21 protein-coding genes are annotated in these 18094 nt (G+C 62.2%); 4 read left to right on the forward strand and 17 right to left on the reverse strand.

Annotation, left to right across the window (positions count from 1 at the left end):
* The first annotated feature begins 14 nt into the window (after window positions 1–14).
* Window positions 15–572, forward strand: coding sequence for a cysteine hydrolase family protein (locus QTL96_RS02870; RefSeq protein WP_289726601.1), 558 nt, complete (start codon window positions 15–17; stop codon window positions 570–572).
* 73 nt (window positions 573–645) lie between these two features.
* On the opposite strand, the gene gndA is transcribed toward QTL96_RS02870, so the two are convergent.
* Window positions 646–2076 (reverse strand): NADP-dependent phosphogluconate dehydrogenase, encoded by a 1431-nt coding sequence (gene gndA, locus QTL96_RS02875; protein ID WP_018900641.1) that lies wholly within the window; start codon window positions 2074–2076, stop codon window positions 646–648.
* 333 nt (window positions 2077–2409) lie between these two features.
* On the opposite strand from gndA, the gene QTL96_RS02880 reads away from it, so the two are divergent.
* The gene (locus QTL96_RS02880) at window positions 2410–2808 is read left to right on the forward strand and encodes an SRPBCC family protein (RefSeq protein ID WP_018900642.1); all 399 of its coding nucleotides are present in this window, start codon (window positions 2410–2412) and stop codon (window positions 2806–2808) included.
* Between the two features lie 9 nt (window positions 2809–2817).
* A complete protein-coding gene (locus QTL96_RS02885; RefSeq protein WP_289726602.1) occupies window positions 2818–3171 on the forward strand; it encodes a VOC family protein in 354 nt (117 codons plus the stop codon).
* Here the strand turns inward: QTL96_RS02885 and QTL96_RS02890 are convergent, their stop codons facing one another.
* The 14 genes from QTL96_RS02890 to QTL96_RS02955 form a co-directional block, all read right to left on the reverse strand.
* Window positions 3172–3918: a PAS domain-containing protein gene (locus tag QTL96_RS02890; protein ID WP_289726603.1), complete on the reverse strand. Its 747-nt coding sequence runs from the start codon at window positions 3916–3918 to the stop codon at window positions 3172–3174.
* A gap of 159 nt (window positions 3919–4077) precedes the next feature.
* Window positions 4078–5010, reverse strand: coding sequence for a lipid A biosynthesis lauroyl acyltransferase (locus QTL96_RS02895; protein WP_289726604.1), 933 nt, complete (start codon window positions 5008–5010; stop codon window positions 4078–4080).
* Between the two features lie 4 nt (window positions 5011–5014).
* Window positions 5015–6043, reverse strand: a complete 1029-nt coding sequence (locus QTL96_RS02900; RefSeq protein WP_047505452.1) for a zinc-binding dehydrogenase — start codon at window positions 6041–6043, stop codon at window positions 5015–5017.
* A 120-nt stretch (window positions 6044–6163) separates the two neighbouring features.
* A complete protein-coding gene (locus tag QTL96_RS02905; RefSeq protein WP_047505454.1) occupies window positions 6164–7450 on the reverse strand; it encodes a beta-ketoacyl-ACP synthase in 1287 nt (428 codons plus the stop codon).
* Between the two features lie 11 nt (window positions 7451–7461).
* On the reverse strand, window positions 7462–8658 hold the full coding sequence (locus QTL96_RS02910; RefSeq protein ID WP_289726605.1) for a beta-ketoacyl-ACP synthase: 1197 nt from the start codon (window positions 8656–8658) through the stop codon (window positions 7462–7464).
* The gene (locus QTL96_RS02915) at window positions 8655–9137 is read right to left on the reverse strand and encodes a 3-hydroxyacyl-ACP dehydratase FabZ family protein (protein ID WP_289726606.1); all 483 of its coding nucleotides are present in this window, start codon (window positions 9135–9137) and stop codon (window positions 8655–8657) included. The genes QTL96_RS02910 and QTL96_RS02915 overlap by 4 nt, the downstream gene beginning before the upstream one ends.
* A 222-nt stretch (window positions 9138–9359) precedes the next feature.
* Window positions 9360–9638: an acyl carrier protein gene (locus tag QTL96_RS02920; RefSeq protein ID WP_018900650.1), complete on the reverse strand. Its 279-nt coding sequence runs from the start codon at window positions 9636–9638 to the stop codon at window positions 9360–9362.
* A 162-nt stretch (window positions 9639–9800) separates the two neighbouring features.
* Window positions 9801–10229, reverse strand: coding sequence for a L,D-transpeptidase (locus QTL96_RS02925; protein ID WP_026283377.1), 429 nt, complete (start codon window positions 10227–10229; stop codon window positions 9801–9803).
* Window positions 10230–10337: 108 nt separating this feature from the next.
* On the reverse strand, window positions 10338–11318 hold the full coding sequence (cbiB, locus tag QTL96_RS02930) for an adenosylcobinamide-phosphate synthase CbiB (protein ID WP_289726607.1): 981 nt from the start codon (window positions 11316–11318) through the stop codon (window positions 10338–10340).
* Complete coding sequence (gene cobD, locus QTL96_RS02935; RefSeq protein WP_289726608.1) at window positions 11315–12316, reverse strand: threonine-phosphate decarboxylase CobD; 1002 nt, start codon at window positions 12314–12316, stop codon at window positions 11315–11317. The genes cbiB and cobD overlap by 4 nt, the downstream gene beginning before the upstream one ends.
* On the reverse strand, window positions 12313–13653 hold the full coding sequence (locus QTL96_RS02940; protein ID WP_289726609.1) for a cobyrinate a,c-diamide synthase: 1341 nt from the start codon (window positions 13651–13653) through the stop codon (window positions 12313–12315). Before QTL96_RS02940 ends, cobD begins: the two co-directional genes overlap by 4 nt.
* Window positions 13650–14492, reverse strand: coding sequence for a uroporphyrinogen-III C-methyltransferase (gene cobA / locus QTL96_RS02945; RefSeq protein WP_289726610.1), 843 nt, complete (start codon window positions 14490–14492; stop codon window positions 13650–13652). The genes QTL96_RS02940 and cobA overlap by 4 nt, the downstream gene beginning before the upstream one ends.
* 177 nt (window positions 14493–14669) lie before the next feature.
* The gene (locus QTL96_RS02950; RefSeq protein ID WP_113199909.1) at window positions 14670–15620 is read right to left on the reverse strand and encodes a nucleoside hydrolase; all 951 of its coding nucleotides are present in this window, start codon (window positions 15618–15620) and stop codon (window positions 14670–14672) included.
* A gap of 89 nt (window positions 15621–15709) precedes the next feature.
* Entirely contained in the window at window positions 15710–16129 is a 420-nt protein-coding gene (locus tag QTL96_RS02955) for a cobalamin biosynthesis protein (protein ID WP_289727160.1), read from the reverse strand.
* 106 nt (window positions 16130–16235) lie between these two features.
* Between QTL96_RS02955 and QTL96_RS02960 the strand changes: the two genes are divergently transcribed.
* Window positions 16236–17021 carry a TSUP family transporter gene (locus tag QTL96_RS02960; protein WP_289726611.1) on the forward strand — a complete coding sequence of 262 codons (786 nt, stop codon included), beginning with the start codon at window positions 16236–16238 and terminating at the stop codon, window positions 17019–17021.
* Window positions 17022–17024: 3 nt separating this feature from the next.
* On the opposite strand, the gene QTL96_RS02965 is transcribed toward QTL96_RS02960, so the two are convergent.
* A complete protein-coding gene (locus QTL96_RS02965; RefSeq protein WP_289726612.1) occupies window positions 17025–17450 on the reverse strand; it encodes an EamA family transporter in 426 nt (141 codons plus the stop codon).
* Window positions 17450–18094, reverse strand: coding sequence for a cob(I)yrinic acid a,c-diamide adenosyltransferase (cobO, locus tag QTL96_RS02970; protein ID WP_037178722.1), 645 nt, complete (start codon window positions 18092–18094; stop codon window positions 17450–17452). Before cobO ends, QTL96_RS02965 begins: the two co-directional genes overlap by 1 nt.

Genomic DNA, 18094 nt, shown 5'->3' on the forward strand with positions numbered 1-18094 from the left:
AGGAAAGACAACGCATGACCAAGGCTCTCCTCATCATCGATGTGCAGAACGCCATCGTTGCGGGCAAGGGCACGCCCGAGCGGCAGCCATCAATCGACGTCGCGCTTGATGAGACCGTCGCGCGCCTTGCCGCGCTCAGGGAACGCGCATGGCATGGCGGCGTCCCCGTCGTCCTCGTACAGCACGACGGCGATCCGGGCCATCGCCTCGCTGTCGGCACGCAAGGTTGGGAAATCAGACCGGAACTCGCGCCCGGCAGCGATGATACCGTCGTTCACAAGAGGAGCGCCGACTCTTTCTTCGATACCGACCTAGCCGAGCGGCTGGCGGAACGCTCCGTGACCCATCTCGTCATCGGCGGCTGCATGTCGCAGTTCTGCGTCGACACCACGGTCCGCCGCGCCGTCTCGCTTGGCTACAACGTCACCCTGATCGCCGACGGCCACACGACCGCAGATTCGGGCTCATTGACCTTCGCCGAGATCGTCGCCCACCATAACGAGACGCTGGATGATTTCGATGCCGGATCGGCGGTGTCGATCGTCCGCCCCGCCGCCGAGATCCAGTTCTGAATCAGTTCAACTGGCCCAAACGCAAAACAGCCGGGCCAATGGCCCGGCTGTCTTCATTTTCAGAGAGCGAACCTTAGAAGGTTGCCGCACCGCTACCCCATGGGCCGTGGTGGAAGTCCTTGCCGTCGAGACGATCGAAGCCGTGGGCGCCGAAGAAGTCGCGCTGTGCCTGGATCAGGTTGGCGGTGCCGCGGCCCTGGCGATAGGCGTCGAAGTAGGTGAGCGCCGAGGTCAGCGCCGGAACCGGCAGACCAGCCTGCAGGGCAGCACCGACAACGCGGCGAAGCGCCGGCAGCGATTCCTTGACCATATCCGCGAAGGCCGGCGTCACGATCAGGTTGGCGACGTCAGGCGCCTTGGTGAAGGCCGAGGTGATCTCGTCGAGGAACTGCGAACGGATGATGCAGCCATCGCGCCAGATCTTGGCGATCGTTGGCATCGGCAGCGACCACTTGAACTCGCGCGAGGCTTCCGCCATCACCGCGAAGCCCTGCGCGTAAGCGCCGATCTTGGCGGCGAACAGAGCCAGTTCCAGATCCTTGACGAGCTCAGGACCGTAGGCGACCGGGAAGTTGTATTCCGGCTTGCCGAAGATCTTCTCGGCGGCTTCGCGCTCGGTCTTCATCGACGACAGGCTGCGGGCGGCAACGGCCGCTTCGATCGCCGTTGCCGGAATGCCCATGTTCTGCGCTTCGATCGCCGACCATTTGCCGGTGCCCTTCTGGCCGGCCTTGTCGAGGATCATGTCGACCATCGCACCGCCGGAGATCGGGTCGGTCGCGGCCAGAACCTTCTCGGAGATCTCGATCAGGTAGGAGTTCAGGCGGCCCTTGTTCCAGTCGCCGAAGATGCCGGAGATGTCCTTGGCGCTCTTGCCGAGACCGTCGCGCAGGACGCCGTAGATTTCGGCGATCATCTGCATGTCGGCATATTCGATGCCGTTGTGGATCGTCTTGACGAAGTGACCGGCGCCGTCATTGCCGAGCCAGGCAACGCAGGGGTCGCCCTTGTACTTGGCGGCGATCGAGGTCAGCACAGGCTCGACACGCTTCCAGCTATCTTCCGTGCCGCCGACCATGATCGACGGGCCGTGACGCGCACCTTCCTCGCCACCCGAAACACCCATGCCGATGAAGGTCAGGTCGGTGTCCTTGAGGCGATCGAAGCGGGCGATCGTGTCGCGGAAGTTGGCGTTGCCGGCATCGATCATGATGTCGCCCTTGGAGAGATGCGGACGCAGCAGCTCCATCTGCTGGTCAACCGGCTCGCCGGCCTTGATCATGATGATGATCGGGCGCGGCGGGCGGATCGCCTCGACGAATTCCTCGATCGTCTTGCACGGAATGATCTGCTTCTTCAGATCGCCGGCGCTCTCGTAGAACTCGTCCGTCTTGTCGGGCGTGCGGTTGAAAACCGCAATCTTGTTGCCCTTCTCAGCAATATTCAGAGCGAGGTTGGAACCCATGACCGCAAGGCCGATCAGCCCGATTTCTGCCTTTTCCACGATATCTCTCCGGTTAGAGCATGTCGCGCAAAAGTGTGAAGCGGTTTTGCGATAACGACATGCGGTAAAACAAAGATCTAAAGCGCAACGAGTGAATCTGAAAGATCGCGAGGCGCTTTAGTCAAATTGGACCGGTGTTGTGGCACTCTCTGGCTCGCACGGCAAGTTCGATTCGCCCCGGATCGGTCGCGTATTGCGTCCGGCGCCAAGTGAACCATATTGCCAACGAGGCCCTGATGTCGGCGGTTTTGGTGCCGTTGGCACCCGAGCGGCAGTGATGCGTGGTCAATATGCGACGTTAAGCCGCCCGCGAAAATGAAGGAGGAGAACCCCGTGGCAACCATGCCTGCAAGAATCATTCACCGGTCCATCGAGCGGAACTTGCGCGACGTCTGGGCTTTTGCCGGCGCGCCTGAAAACATGCCGCTCTGGGCATCGGGCCTCGCGTCCGGCCTCGAAAAAAGCGGCGACGACTGGATCGCCAAGGGCGTCCTCGGCACGGTTCGCGTGAGCTTCGCGCCACACAACGAATTCGGCGTTCTCGACCATACCGTCACGATCGCCAACGGCTTGCGGGTCTATAACGCGCTGAGGATCATCCCGAATGGCGACGGCTGCGAAGTGATGTTCACATTGCTGCGGCTGCCGGATATGACGGACGAGCAGTTCGAGGCCGATGCGGCGCATGTGGCGCGCGATCTCGAGGCGCTGAAGAAGCTGATGGAAATCTAGGAAGCACCGATGACATCTACGAAAACCGAGCTTCGCATCGACTATGTCGAGTTCAACGTCGCCGACATCGAGCGCTCAAAGGCGTTCTACGGCAAGGCATTCGGCTGGCGCTTCACCGATTACGGCCCCAACTACTGCGAGTTCGACGATGGGCGCCTGAAGGGCGGCTTCACCAATCTCGAGGCACCCCGCCCCGGCGGCCCGCTCGTCATCCTCTACGCCGATGACCTGCCGGCGGCGCTTAAATCAGTCGAAGGCGCGGGTGGCACGATCGTTCGCCCGATCTTCGGCTTCCCGGGCGGCAGCCGCTTTCACTTCGCAGATCCCGATGGATATGAACTGGCGGTGTGGACGAAGGCGTGATCAGGCGGCCAGATTGGCCGCCGACGATGACGCCCCTGCATCCTGCGAGACGATAAGCGCCCCGATGATATAGCCGGACGAATCCCGCAAAGGCGACATGCGGTACCGTGTTCTATGCACGGCGTTTTCCTCAGGTCGTTCATAGGTCTGATCGCATGTTCCACCCGCGAAACACGTGTCGAGCATGCCCTTGATGCAGTCCACGAAGCGCGCTTCGCCGAGAACCTCCTTGATATGCCGCCCCACCATCTCAAACGGTTTGCGCTTGGCGTAGGCGGCACTCGCGGCATTGGCGTAGAGGTAGCGGTAATCCTTGGTCACGACCGCAACCCGATCCGGCAAGGATTCGAGGATCGCCGAGTTCAGGAAGTTGCCATTGTCGGTATTGGGCACATAGGCGGCAGGCGCAGATACGCGTTCCCTGTCCATGCGCTCCAGCGGCGGCATCTGCCAGCGCGGAACGGTCGAACCGAGATACTGCTCCATCATGTAGGCGAGCAGCTTAACATGCTCGCGCACAGATTCGCTGTCTTCGGCGTACTGATCGATCAAGCAGCCGACAAACTGCATCTGCATGTGCGCGTAGAACAGATTGGTAGCGCGGTAGCCAAGGATTGTCTCGATAAGCGCGTCGATCGAGCCGTCGAGGCTGCTTACGCGCGCATCGTCACCAAGCCTTATGGCCTCGTCAATCTGCGAACACCGCAACGAGAATGCCTGAAAAAGCCCGAGCACGACACCTCCCATGCCGATTTCCGTGAGGGAATAGATTCGATCTAAAGGATTAAAACGGCGTATTTACCGTTCATAACCCTTCTTGTCAGAAATCGGTAACATGACGCCGTTTCATGTTCAATGACGAAGACACCTTGTTTTTCAATGACAAGATGTGAGAGGAGCGCCCGTCTACATGATCTGGCGCTTGATTTCCCACCGGTCGTGATACCAGAGCCACTGCTCGGGATACTCGCGAACCCAGCTTTCGACCTTGTCGTTCAAAAGCTGCGCCGTACCGGTCATATCGAGGTTGCCGTTCGCGTCGCGCGGCAGCTCGACCTTAGGCTCGATTTCCAGCCGGTAGCGATTGCCGGGAAGACGGATGCAGCGGGCCGGATAGACCTCGCAGTTGAACTGGCGCACCAGCTTGCCAAGCAACGGATTGGTCTTAACCGGCAGGCCGAAGAACTCCGTCTTCAGGCCACGGCCGAATTTCTGGTCGACGAGCACGCCAACCCCCTGCTCCGCCTCCAGCTGGCGGGCGAGCGCGAAGGACGATCCGGCATGCGACGGCACCAGCTTGCCCATGCGGGCGCTGCGGAAGTCGAACACCTTCTGCGCCACATAGGGATTGTTCGGCGGTCGGAAGAGGACGCTGACATAGAGGCCGAAGGTGGCACCCGCGACCGGCAGCAGCTCAAAATTCCCGGTGTGACCGGTAAAGACGATGAAGGGACGCGGGTTTTCCAGAAGATCGAGGAAGATCGGGATCCCCGACACCTCCACCCTGCCCGGCTCGCTCTTTTCGGGATCGAAATCGAACAGCCGGTCGAGAAACACGTACTCCGCCGCAAGCCGGCCCATATTGGCCCAGCTGCCAAGCGCGATCCGGTTGATCTCCTCTTCGCTCTTTTCGGGAAAGGCGTTGCGGAGATTGGCGAGGATAAGCTTGTGGCGCTTCATCTTCGGGCCGATCTTGCGCATCAGCCAGTCGATGAAGTTGATCGCCCCGTCGGCCGGGAAGATCTTCAGGAAGTTCAGGAAGCCGAACATCACCTGCGCGATCAGCCACTGGCGAAAATGGTCCAGTTTCAGGACGATCCGGGTGATGAACAGCTCCAACGGATCAATCCATCTTCAGGATGATCTTGCCGAAGATCTGGCGCGATTCCATGCGCTCCAGCGCCCGGTCGATATCGTCGAAGCTGACTTCGGTGTCGATCACGGGGTGCACGAGGCCGCGGCCCATCTTCTGCATGGCGTCGGCCATGTTCTCCATGCGGCAACCGAAAGAGCCGAGCAGCTTCAGCTGCTGCTGGAACAGCATCATCAGGTTCATGTCGGTCGAGACGCCCGATGTCGAGCCGCAGGTGACGAGACGCCCGCCGCGCTTCAGGCAGAGCATCGAGCCCGCCCAGGTATCCTTGCCCACATGTTCGAAGACGACGTCAACGCCCTTCTTCTTGGTGAGCTTGCGCACCACGCCCTCGAAGCGGTCCGTGCGGTAGTTGATGACGTGATCGGCGCCGAGCGCCTTGGCCTTCTCGATCTTGTCGTCGGAGCCAACTGTCGTGATGACGGTGCAGCCGATCTTCTTGGCAAGCTGGATCGCCGCCGTGCCGATGCCGGAGCCGCCGGCATGGACGAGAATGGTTTCGCCGGGCTCAAGCTTGGCGTTGTCGAACAGCATGTGCTCGACGGTACCAAAGGTAACCGGCGCGACGGCGGCACCAACGGCATCGACGCCCGGAGGTGCAGGAACCAGCAGGCGCGCCGGAAGGTTGACCTTCTCCTGCGCGAAACCGTCAAGATGGAAGCCGTGAACGCCCGAGACGTGTTCGCAAAGATTGTCGCGACCTTCGCGGCACGGACGGCAGAGGCCGCAGGTGCGCGCGCCGTATACGGCGACCAGCTGGCCCGGAAGCACGTTGGAGACGCCGGGACCGATCGCCTCGACGACACCCGATGCTTCGGCACCGATGACGAGCGGCATCTTGCGCTTGGCAAACGCCATGCCGCGCCAGCCCCAGACGTCGATATGGTTGAGCGCAACCGCCTTGACGCGCAGCGTCACTTCGCCGGCGCCGGGCGCATCGGGTTCAGGCAGATCGGTGATCTCAAGCTTGCGGTCGTCGATCAGTTGCAGAGCGCGCATGGCAAAATCCTTCGCGGTCGCACCAGCCGGACGGCCGATGCGCGGTTTATGTTTGCTGTTGCGTCCCGCAGGCCGTTACTAGGCGCGGCCGCAACAATGGAATTTATGGTCGCAAACCGCTTAAGCCGGTTCCAGCGCCATGACAAGGCTGGCGTTCTGGCCGCCGAAGCCGAAGGAGTTGGAAAGCACGGCATTGACCTGCGCGTCCCGCTTCACATTCGGCACCACGTCGAGAACGATCGCCGGATCCGGGTTGGTGTAGTTGATGGTCGGCGGCAGCGTGCCGGTGCGCATCGTCTGCAGCGAGAACACGGCTTCCACGGCACCCGCCGCTGTCAGCGTATGGCCGATCATCGACTTGTTGGATGACAGCGGAATGGACGCCATGCGGTCGCCGAAGACAGCGAGCATCGAGCCATATTCCATCTTGTCGTTCTCAGGCGTCGAGGTGCCATGGGCGTTGATATAGCCGATATCGCCTTCATCCATGCCGGCATCGGCAAGTGCCGCGCGGATCGTAGCGATCGCCGGGCCGCCATCGGGCGAAGACCGTGTGCGGTGGAAGCTGTCGGCCTTTTCGCCAGCACCCTTCATGATGCCGAGAACCTTGGCGCCGCGCGCGATCGCCGATTCCAGCGATTCCAGCACCAGCGTCGCCGCACCTTCGGCGATGACGAAGCCGTCGCGATCCTTGCTAAACGGCTTGGAGGCCTTGGTCGGGTTATCGTTCTGCGTCGACAGGGCCGAGAGCAGCGAGAAACGGATCAGCGCCTCGGCACTCACCGAGCCGTCGGTCGCAACGGCAAGCGCCCGGTTCGTACGGCCCTGGCGGATCGCCTCGATGCCGAGCTGGATCGCAGTCGCGCCCGAAGCACAGGCCGTCGACAGCGTCACCGGAAGACCGCGCGTGCCGAAACGATCGGCAAGACGCTCCGAGATGGCGCCGAACAGGGCTGCTTCGTGGAAAGCCGGATCAGGACGCTGGCGCATGGCCGTCAGGAAACGATCGTAGGCATCGCCCGGCTGCGAGGGCGGCGGCGAACGATCGCCGAGTTCAAAGCGGGCAATCCATTCCGGCTCGATCGGCGGTGCCGCGAGAAACAGCGGGCCGTTGAAGTCGCCTGATATGTCGGCGTCAGCCAGTGCCTCGATCGTCGTCTCGCGCGCGAATGCGTAGGAGCGCTCGACGGCATTCGGTGCCGGAACGTCGATGAAATCGACAGTGCCGGCGATGCGCGTCGAAAGACCGTCCGTCGGAAAGCGATTGATGTCGTGGATACCGGATTTGCCCGATATCAGCGCCGACCAGTTGTCCTTGAGGCCCTGCCCCAGCGAGGTCATGATGCCGACGCCGGTAACAGCCACGATCGGGCGGCCGAGATGATCCTTGTAAGCTTGATCCGTCATGTGCCTGCTCCTCACGCGTCCGCCGACAGAACGGCGACGCCTTCGCCACGCTGATGTCCGACCGTCGTGACGACAGCGGCCTTCGTGCCTGAACTCATGGATTTTTCATGTGCGCCGTCGAATGCCGGCACCTTGGCCTCACCGTCGATGGCAAGGGCGGCCAGCGCCAGCCCGAGGGTGAAGTGCGCCTCCAGCCCATGGCCGGTCACGCCGCCGAAGCCGCGGATGGCAGCGCCCGGCAGCTGATGCTCCAGAACCGCCTTCTCGCGCGAGGCGAGCTCGGGCATGCCAGAGGAACCGGAGAAGATCGCCGTGCTCTCGGCAGGCAGGCCCCGGGCCGGCTCGAGCAGCCGCTCAAGGCGCTTTTCGAGATTGCCGGCGCCGCGATTGCCGCGATCGCCCTCGATGGACGAGATCGTCGAATAGATATGGGCTCCACGCGCTTCGGCATGCGCCCGCGATTCGAGCACCAGGAACGCGCCGAGCGAACCGCTGGCGATGCCGCCATCGTTGCGCGACCACAAAGGCTGCCATTCGCCGCGCGAATGCGAGCCGATCGCCTCGAACAGCAGAACCATGTCGAGACGCTCGGCCGAAAACGCGCCGCCAACCAGCGCATGCGAGGATTCGCCCGACTTGATGCGGTAGAACGCGGTCTCGACGGCGGAAATGCCGGCCGATTCCTCACCCATGAAGGTGCGCGACGAGCCGGTGACCTTGTGAACGATCGAGATATTGCCGGCGAGCAGGTTGGAGAGCTGCGCGAGGAAGAGCGTCGGGCGAAGCTCGGTCGTGAGCTTCTCGTTCAAGAGAACTTCGCGGTCGTTGCGCTTCAGTCCCTCATCGACGATCAGCGTGTCGACATTGATGTCGCGCTCGCCGCCGCCGGCCGCCACGATCATGTCCATCGTGCCGCAAGCTTCGACATTGTCCTTGAGACCGGCGTCGTCGAGCGCAAGGCCCGCCGCGAACACGCCGATGCGCTGCCAGTTTTCCATCTGCCGCTGATCGCCGCGCTTGGCGATCTGCAGCGACCAGTCCACCTCGGGCAGCGGATGGATCGGATAGGGCTTGAACTTCTCGGTCTCGACAACAGTCTTCGGCGCTTCGGCGGCGTTGAGCAGCGCGATATGCGGCTCCTTGCCGACGCCCTGACAGGTTACGATACCGACGCCCGTGATGACGACATCATTCTGAGCCTTGCTCATCCATTCACTCCCTGCGCAGCGATTGCTTCCATCAGGCCGATTTCACTGGCGCGTTTCTTGACGATGTCACCAAGCGGAATTTCGCTGAAAGGCATGGTGCGCAGCTTCAACTGCGCGTCGCAAACCTTCTTGCCGCCGCTTGTGATCTTGGCCTTGGTGACCGCGAAGCCCGAGCCGTCGTGCTCCAGAAACGCCTCGATATCGAGGACCGCCTCCGGCTCGACGAAGGTGCGCATCTTCGCGCCGTCGACCGACATCAGGAACGGCATGGCCGCGAAATCGGTCGCCGCCAGCACCAGCATGCCGGATGCCTGCGCCATGGTTTCAATGAGAAGCACGCCCGGGACAAGGGGCATGCCGGGAAAATGACCTTCGAACACCGGGCTCTTCGCCGGCACGACGGAGCGTGCCTTGAGTGTCTTGGTCTGAAGGTCGACCGCCTCGACGCGATCGATCATCTGGAAGTATTCCAGGAGCATCGGATCCTCCGGCCGCACAGGCAACATGCCGTCGGCTAGAGCGCCGTGCATCCGATTGGACGCACAAAGGACGCTCTATCATTTTTTAATCGACAGGACCGAGCCTTGCGAAAATCGGAGCCGATTTCGCAAAGCGCGACCCTGTGGGCCTACTTAGTAACAAAACCGCCCGGCCGCCATGGTGAATGGCGACAGGGCGGAGAAAAAAATTGTGCGTATCGATCAGGCCTTGGCGGCGCGCAGCTCGTCGATCTTGGCGCAGAGGTTCTTCAGCACGAAGTATTCCGACGTGGAAACCTTGCCCTCGTTGACTTCCTGCGTCCACTTTTCGAGCGGGATCTTGATGCCGAATTCCTTGTCGATGGCGAAAACGATATCGAGGAAGTCGAGGCTGTCGATACCGAGGTCGTCGATCGTATGGCTTTCCGGCGTGATCGTATCACGATCGATCTCGCTGGTTTCTGCAATGATGTCGGCAACTTTATCGAATGTAGCGGTCACGCCTGTACCTCTTGGAAATGATAGTTTTCCCCCTCATAGGCAAATCCATTTCAAAAGCCAATGCTTTCGTCCAGCCCGAGGCGCAATTTGCGCAGGCACTGTTGCTCAAACAGCATGCACCGAAAGGCAGCCGGCAACCGTTTCCGCGACGTTTCGCCTCGCTCAGTTGGTCACGACAACCCGAGTATTGGCCAAGCCTGCCTGCCGCGTCATGTCGAAAAACTGCGCGGCATTGTTGGGATGCAGGCGAATGCATCCATGCGATGCCGGGCGCCCGAGACGCTTGAGATCGAAGGTCGCATGCACTGCATAGCCGCCATTGAAGAACACCGCGTATGGCATCGGCGCATCGTCATACTTCTTCGAGCGGTGGTCGCGCGACAGCCACTTGGCGCTCCACGACCCGACAGGCGTCCTATAACCGGAGCGCGCCGTCGAAACCTTCCAGCGATATTTGACGAAGCCGTTCTCTGTGACCGTCATCGTCTGCGAGCTGATGCTGATCTTCGCGATCAAGGTCGAGGCCTCGGCAGCAACGGCCGATAACTGCAGCAATACAATCGCCGCAGCTCCTGCAAGTATAGTTCTCATCGTCCCCTCGTTCATTCTGCATGAATACAGTTGAACAAGACTACGCAGTGAGACGTTACATCCGCTTAAGGAGCATGGTAATCAATGTGATAACAGTATCGCGCTGATCTACAGAAGAAAAAGGAAGATCACCAGCGCGACAAAGGCAAGAACCGAGCAGCTGGCATAGAAGACGGAGACCGCGCTGTCGATATCCTCGATGACGGCGGTCTCTCTTCCGCCGCCGTTGATCATCGGCTCCATCACCACCACGCCGGAATAGACGCGCGGTCCCGCGAGCTGAACGTTGAGCGCGCCAGCCATCGCCGCTTCCGGGCGTCCGGAGTTCGGAGAGCGATGCATGCCGCCGTCGCGCATCGCGATTTTGAACGCCTCGCGGCAAGCATCGCCGCCGCGTCTCAGCCACGCGCCAGCCGCGATCAGCGCGATCGACAGCCGCGCCGCCGGCCAGTTTGCGAGATCATCGAGCCTTGCCGACGCCCAGCCGAAATCGACATAGCGTTCCGACTTGTGGCCGATCATCGAATCCGCCGTGTTGAGCATCTTGTAGGCCAGCAGCCCCGGCAGGCCGAACACCAGATACCACAGCGCCGGCGCGACGACGCCGTCCGAAAAGTTCTCGGCAAGGCTCTCGATCGCAGCCCGGCAGACGGCCGGCTCGTCCAGCGTTTCCGGGTCGCGGCCGACGATCATCGACACGGCCTTTCGCCCACCATCGAGGCCACCCTGCCGAAGGCCGGTTGCTACCGCCTCGACATGATCGGCAAGGCTCTTTTGCGCCAGGAACACCGTGACGCAGAGAACCTCGAGCAGAATGCCCGCAAGCCCGAACAGCGCGAAGAACAGATGCAGCGCGACACCAGCAACGACGGCGATCAGAAGCAGGGCCGCGATGACGAGCATACCGTTTCGCCGACGGCTCTTGCCCGGCAGTTCCGTCCGGTTGAACAGCGTCTCCATCCGCGAGATCGCCTTGCCGAACAGCACGATCGGGTGCGGCAGCCGCGCCCACAGCACATCCGGATCGCCAACGATCCTGTCGAGCATCAGAGCAAGCACCAGCACGAGAAGATTCAGTTCAAAAATCATCGATTGAAGCTCAACAGGGCATCGGCGAGCCTGAGGTCGCCAGTGGTATCCGCGGTCACGCCGAAGCGCAGCCAGTAAGGGGCATAATCGAACTTGCGGACCAGAATGTGGTGCAAGCACAGATGTGCATGCAACGCATCCGCGGCCTCGTCTTCGACCAGCGAGAAAAGCGCGGTGCCGCCACGAATGCGAAGCCCGCCCTTGGCCAGAACCTCGCGCATCGCCTCGCTGCGCTCAGCGATTGCACGTCGCAGCGGCTCTGTATCTGTGCGCAGCAGGGAGGCGGCGATCGACAGCCCCGGCCCGGAGACGGCCCAAGGGCCAAGCAGGCTCTCGAACCGATCGAGAAGCTCCCGCGCCGCGATGACAAAACCAAGCCGCAGCCCGGCAAGACCGAAGAACTTGCCAAAGGAGCGAAAGACGATGAGATTGGCGTGATCCGCGACATGGCTGGCGACACTGGCCTCGCGCACGGTGTCGCCGAACGCCTCATCGACCACGAGAAGCCCTCCCCGCGCCGCCAGCCTACGCGCAAGACTAAGGAGCGCCTCGGGCTGATAGATCCGGCCATCGGGATTATTCGGATTGACGATGACGACAAGCGCGTGATGGTCACCGATCTCGTCGATCTCATCAAGCCGATCGACAGGGACACCCGCCATCACGAAGGCGCGCTCATATTCACCGTAGGTCGGCCCGACAACCGCGACGCACCCACCCGCCGCAATCAGGCGCGGCAGAAGCTGAATGACCGATTGGGTGCCGGGCACCGGCAACGGCAGGCTGTCGCCGCTCCCGTAATAATCCCGCGCCGCCTCGCGCGCCTCGTGGACGAGATGCTGATCCGGCAACCGGTGCCAGGCGCGCATGGGGATCTCAGGCAGCACCACCGGAAACGGGCTGATACCGGTGGAAAGGTCGAGCCAATCCTCAGGCTTGCCGCCATAAAGGGCCGCGGCGGCCGTTATGCCGCCGCCATGGATGATCGGCGCATTCATCGTGCCGGTCCGCCCGCTTTACCCGGAGGTCCGCTCACCTGCGCCGCCACATCGATGAGATGCATGTAGGATCCGGCCACCTGCCAGCGCTGCAGGCCGGCGGTACCGAGATCGTTGTTCAATGCGTCCGTCACCTTGAAAAGCCGATCCGCCTCGCCCTCTGACACCACCGACGAATAGTGAAACTCGTGCGCCGTCATCGGCTGCGTGAAGAACGAGCCGTTGATGGGATAGACCCGCCGATAGCCGAGATGGCGCCTGCGCTCCTCATAGCTGGTGACCAGCGGCAGAAGCCCGAGCATTTCGTGGCGTTCGCCGCTGGCATCCACCAGCCCATCGCCCATTACCATGTAGCCACCGCACTCCCCGTAGATCCGCACCCCGCCTTCGGCCGCCTGGCGCATGCTCTCGCGAAAGGTCGAGGCGGCGGCGATCCGTCCGGCGTGCAGTTCCGGGTAGCCGCCGGGGAGATAGATGGCGTCGGCGGTACGCTCAGGCGGCTCGTCGGCAAGCGGCGAGAAAAACGAGATATCGGCGCCGCGACGCCGCCAACCAAGCAGCATGTGTTCGTAGCAGAAGGCAAAGGCGATATCGCGCGCCACAGCGATCCGGCTGCCGAGCGGCGGTAAGCGGTCGATATTGGCGGTCGAGGGACGTGCGAAACCCTGCCTTGCGACACGCATCAGGAAGTCGAAGTTGCAGTTCTGCGAGACCGCCTGCGCCGCATGCTCGACGAATTTCTCCAGCGCCTCATGCTCGCCGGCCTGCACCAGACCGAGATGTCGCTCCGGCAGCGCGATCTCGGCGTCACGACGGACGACAGCGATCACAGGCATACGGCTCGCCTCGAGCGCCTGGCGCAGCATCATCTCATGCCGATCGCCGCCAACCTTATTGAGGATAACGCCGGCAATGCGGACATCGGCGCGGAACCCGGCAAAGCCGGCCACAAGGGCCGCGACAGACTGCGACATGTGCGAAGCGTCAACCACCAGCACGACGGAAAGTCCAAGCATCGCCGCCAGATCTGCCGCCGTCCCCTTGCCGTCGGCCGCGCCGTCGAAGAGGCCCATCATCGCCTCGATGACAAGCAGCCGGTCGCCGGAGCGATGCAGCGTCGCATTGGCGGCGATCAGTTCGGGACGCATCGCCCAGGGATCGAAATTGAGGCAGGCGACGCCGCTCGCCGCAGCGTGAAAGGCAGGATCGATATAATCAGGCCCCGCCTTGCCCGGCGCGACCTCCACCCCGCGCTTGCGAAGCGCCCGGAGGAGCCCAAGCGTCACCGTCGTCTTTCCCGACCCGGAGGACGGGGCTGCAATCAACAGACCACTCATGCCGTCTCCTTACTGCCGGACCTCCGGAACGGATCGGGATGCAACCGTCGTCCGGCCAGCGCACCCAGCCAATCGAGAGAACCACGCAACCGCACCACCTCGCCGACCACCACGATCGCCGGCGGCTCGATGCCTGACGTCAGCGCCGCGGCCGGTGCCTCGCCGAGCGTTGTTTCCAGCACCTGCTGCGCGCTCGTCGACGCGTTACAGACGAAGGCGACAGGCTCGTTGCGCGAGCGCCCCGCGGCAATCAGGTTGGCACTGATCTCGGCAATATGCTTCATCGCCATATACATGACGATGACGGGCGAGCCCTTGCCTATAGCATCCCAGTTTATCGCGTCCGGCACCAGCCCCGATGAATTGTGGCCGGTCAAAAACGTCACAGCATGATTGATGTCGCGGTGGGTCACGGGGATACCCGCATAGGCAAGCCCACCGATCCCCGCCGAAATACCCGGCACGATGCGAAACGGAACGTTATATTCGACCAGCGTCAGCGCCTCTTCGCCGCCACGCCCGAAGACGAAGGGATCGCCGCCCTTCAGCCTGAGAACGCGATTTCCCGCCTGCGCGAGCTCGACGAGGCGAAGCGAAATGTCGCGCTGCTTGGCGGAAGGCTTGCCGCCGCGTTTTCCCGCATACTCGAGAACGGCGCCTAGCCGCGCCAGCTTCAGACACTCGGCATCGACCAACGCATCATGCACGATGACATCGGCTTCCATCAGCCCCTTGACCGCAAGCAGCGTCAAAAGGCCCGGATCGCCGGGCCCCGCGCCCACGAGCCAAACACTGCCGGGATCCATCGCCGGGAGGTGAGAAAGTACCGTTTCGATCATGACGATGATCTATGCCCGGCGGACCACGACGTCAACGCCGCAAACGCGGCGAAGATGCCGATCACGATCACGCCGATTGTAGCCCGCCAAACGGACTCAAATTATGAGGATATCGGCGCAAGCGGCTGAATGGATTCGCCAATGCGCTTGCGCCGAAATACCGATGACGATTGCCGACTAAGCGTTCAGCAACGTATCGCGGATCAGGTCGATGACCTCCTGCGACTGAATACCGGTGCAGGCGATCTGGCTCGGCAGGCCGTCCCAATCGCCCGGCGGGAAACGACGGCCGTCCTGCTTGATGATCGTCTGGCCATCGGCGATGCCACCGCACGCCACCCGCATCGCACCCGAGATCGTGGTGAACAGCTCCGGCGCCACGACATAGACGCAGGCGCAGCTGTCATGCACCATCATCCCGTCCTCGACGGCGTGCTTGTAGAAATCGATGTAAAACTGCGAGAGCTTGTCGAGCAGCTGCACGGCCTTGTCGCCCTTGGCAGCCATCTCGCCGAGATAGCCGCGGCTCATCGTGGTGATCGCGGTGACATCGAGACCGATGACGACAACCTGCCAGGGCGCGGTGAGCACGATATCGGCGGCCTCGGGGTCGCCATGGATATTGGCTTCGGCCACAGGTGTCACGTTGCCAGGCACGTAGAAATTGCCGCCCATGATCACGACCTGCTTCACAAGGCCGGCAATCTCAGGATCTTCCTTCAGCGCCAGAGCAAGGTTCGTCATCCGCCCGACAGCCACCAGCGTCACCTCACCCGGATTGGCGCGCACGGTGTCGATGATGAACTTGTAGGCCGGACGCGGATCGAGCGGCACATCGACCACCTCGGGAACGTTGATATTGCCGAGCCCGTCATCGCCATGCACGAAGGTCGGCCAGGCGCCTTCCTTGCGCGACGGATCGATCGTGACACTCGCGCCTTTGGCGACGGGTGCAGGGATGTTCCATTCGCGCTTGAGGAACAGCGCATTGCGCGTCGTCGTCTCGATCGAGGCGTTGCCGAACACGGTCGTGATGCCGATCAGATCGATGTCGGCATGACGGTGCAGGAAAAGCAGCGCCATCGCATCGTCAACACCCGGATCCGTATCGTAAATCACCTTATGCATAATCGTCCCTCTTGCGTGTTTTCATGGCATATCTTGGCAGCCGCGCGGCAGAACCGCTGCGGCTGCATCGGCGGTCACCATAGCGAGCGCTATTCTTTCCGCAACAGGGCGCGTGCGATCGCGACTGTCGCATGCGCCGATTTGATTTTCGGCAGCACAAGCTCGGCATCGGGCCCGATCGCAGCCAATGCCGCGGATTCCGCAACCCCATGGCAGCCCACCTGCGCAAAGACGACGTCGGAAGGGTTCTTGATCCTCGGCGTCTCCCGCTCAAGCGTTTCGGCATCGAAGAATACCGAGGGAACCGCAAGACGCGCGGCGACCAATGCCATCGCCGGCTCGTCGCGGCGGGAACCGATCGAAGCGAGCCCGGCAACCTGACCGGGCTCGACACCCGCCATCTCCAAGGCCGAAGCGACCAGCACCATGACTTCGTCAGGCGACGCCGCGCGCTCGCAGCCGAGGCCGAGCACGTAGCGGCGGGTGGTATCGAAGGATAGTGCGGTCATATGCGCGAAATGCCGGTTGCCTGTATCACGCAAGCCATTGCAGCCTCGTCAGGTAAATGCAACAAGCGCGACGACACAGCGCATTAGCAGCCCCACAGGTTTCCCCTTGTCCGATCTTGCCCCCCACCTGCTTTTTCTCCTCGCCCTCGCAGCTTTCCTTGCCGGTTTCGTGGATGCCATCGCCGGTGGTGGTGGCCTCATCACCGTTCCGGCAATGCTGATCGCGGGCATCCCGCCGCTGCAGACGCTGGGCACCAACAAGGTGCAATCGGTTTTCGGCGCGGCATCGGCCACCATCGCTTACGCCCGCAAGGGCCACGTGAACCTGCGCGATCAGCTGCCGATGGCGTTGATGGCGGTCATGGGTGGCGCGCTCGGCGCGGCCCTTGCGACGATCGTGCCGGGCGATGTGTTGAGGGCAATCATGCCGATCCTGCTGATCGCGATCGCGTTCTACTTCGCGCTGAAGCCGAACCTTGGCGATGTCGACAAGCACCGCCGCATAACGCCCTTTGCCTTCGGCCTCACACTGGTGCCTGCCATCGGCTTTTACGACGGCGTCTTCGGCCCCGGCACCGGCTCGTTCCTCATGCTCGGCTTCGTGTCGCTGGCTGGCTTCGGCATGCTGAAGGCAACCGCCCACACCAAGCTCCTGAACTTCGGCTCGAACGTCGGCGCGCTCGCCGTCTTTGTCTCCTTCGGCGCGATCCTCTGGAAGGTCGGCCTGATGATGGGCGTCTGCCAGTTTCTCGGCGCCCAGCTCGGTTCGCGACTTGCGATGCGCATCGGCGCCAAGCTGATCAAGCCGCTGCTCGTCATCGTCTGCATCGCGTTCACGATCAAGCTCTTGTCCGACCCCGCCAATCCGCTGCGCGTCTGGCTGGGGGTCTAAGCCTTAGAACAGCGCGAGAAGCAACGCTCCCGCGGCGATCAGGCTGACGCCGAGCCAGTTCATCATGTTGAGCTTCTCGCCGAGAAAGACGACGCCGAAGATGGCGACGAGCACAATCGACAGCTTGTCGATCGGCGCGACACGGGCAGCATCACCGATCTTCAGGGCGCGGAAACAGGCAAGCCACGACGCCCCGGTCGCCGCCCCAGACAGGCAGAGAAACAGCCAGGTCTTCGACGAGATGCTGGAGAACGGCTGCCACTGCCCGCTCGCCAGCACGATGGCGCTGATGATGACAAGAATGACGACGGTGCGGATGAGCGTCGCGAAATCCGAATTGACACCGGCCACGCCGATCTTCGCGAAAATCGCCGTCAGCGCCGCGAACGCGGCCGACAGAACGGCCCAGAAAACCCAGCTTTGCGTCATCAGAACTCCACGCCAGCCTGCCCTTTGATGCCCGAGCGGAACGGATGCTTGATCAGCTCCATCTCCGTCACCAGGTCGGCAATCTCGATCAGCTCATCCTTGGCATTGCGCCCGGTGAGCACGACGTGAGTCATATAGGGCTTTTCCGTCTTCAGGAACTCCACGACCTCGTTGATATCGATGTAGTCGTAGCGCAGCGCGATGTTGATCTCGTCGAGCAGCACCATCGAGTTGCGCTCGTCGCGGATCAGCTCTTTCGCCTTCTCCCAGGCAGCACCCGCCGCCGCAACGTCGCGGGCGCGATCCTGCGTCTCCCAGGTAAAACCCTCGCCCATCGTGTGGAACTGGCAGACATCGGAGAAATGCTTCTCGATCAAATCGCGCTCGCCCGTCCACATCGCGCCCTTGATGAACTGCACCACGGCGGAAGGCTTGCCATGCGCGATATGGCGGAAGATCATACCGAAGGCCGAAGACGACTTGCCCTTGCCCTTCCCGGTGTGAACGATGATCAGGCCCTTCTCGCCCGTCTTCGTCGCCATGATCTTGTCGCGCGCGGCCTTCTTCTTGGCCATCTTCTCGCTGTGGCGGGCATCGTCGTGGCCTGTGGCTTCCGTCGTGGTCTCGGTGGTTTCCTCAGTCAT

It is taken from the genome of Rhizobium sp. S163, from assembly GCF_030380805.1.
Taxonomy (GTDB): domain Bacteria; phylum Pseudomonadota; class Alphaproteobacteria; order Rhizobiales; family Rhizobiaceae; genus Rhizobium.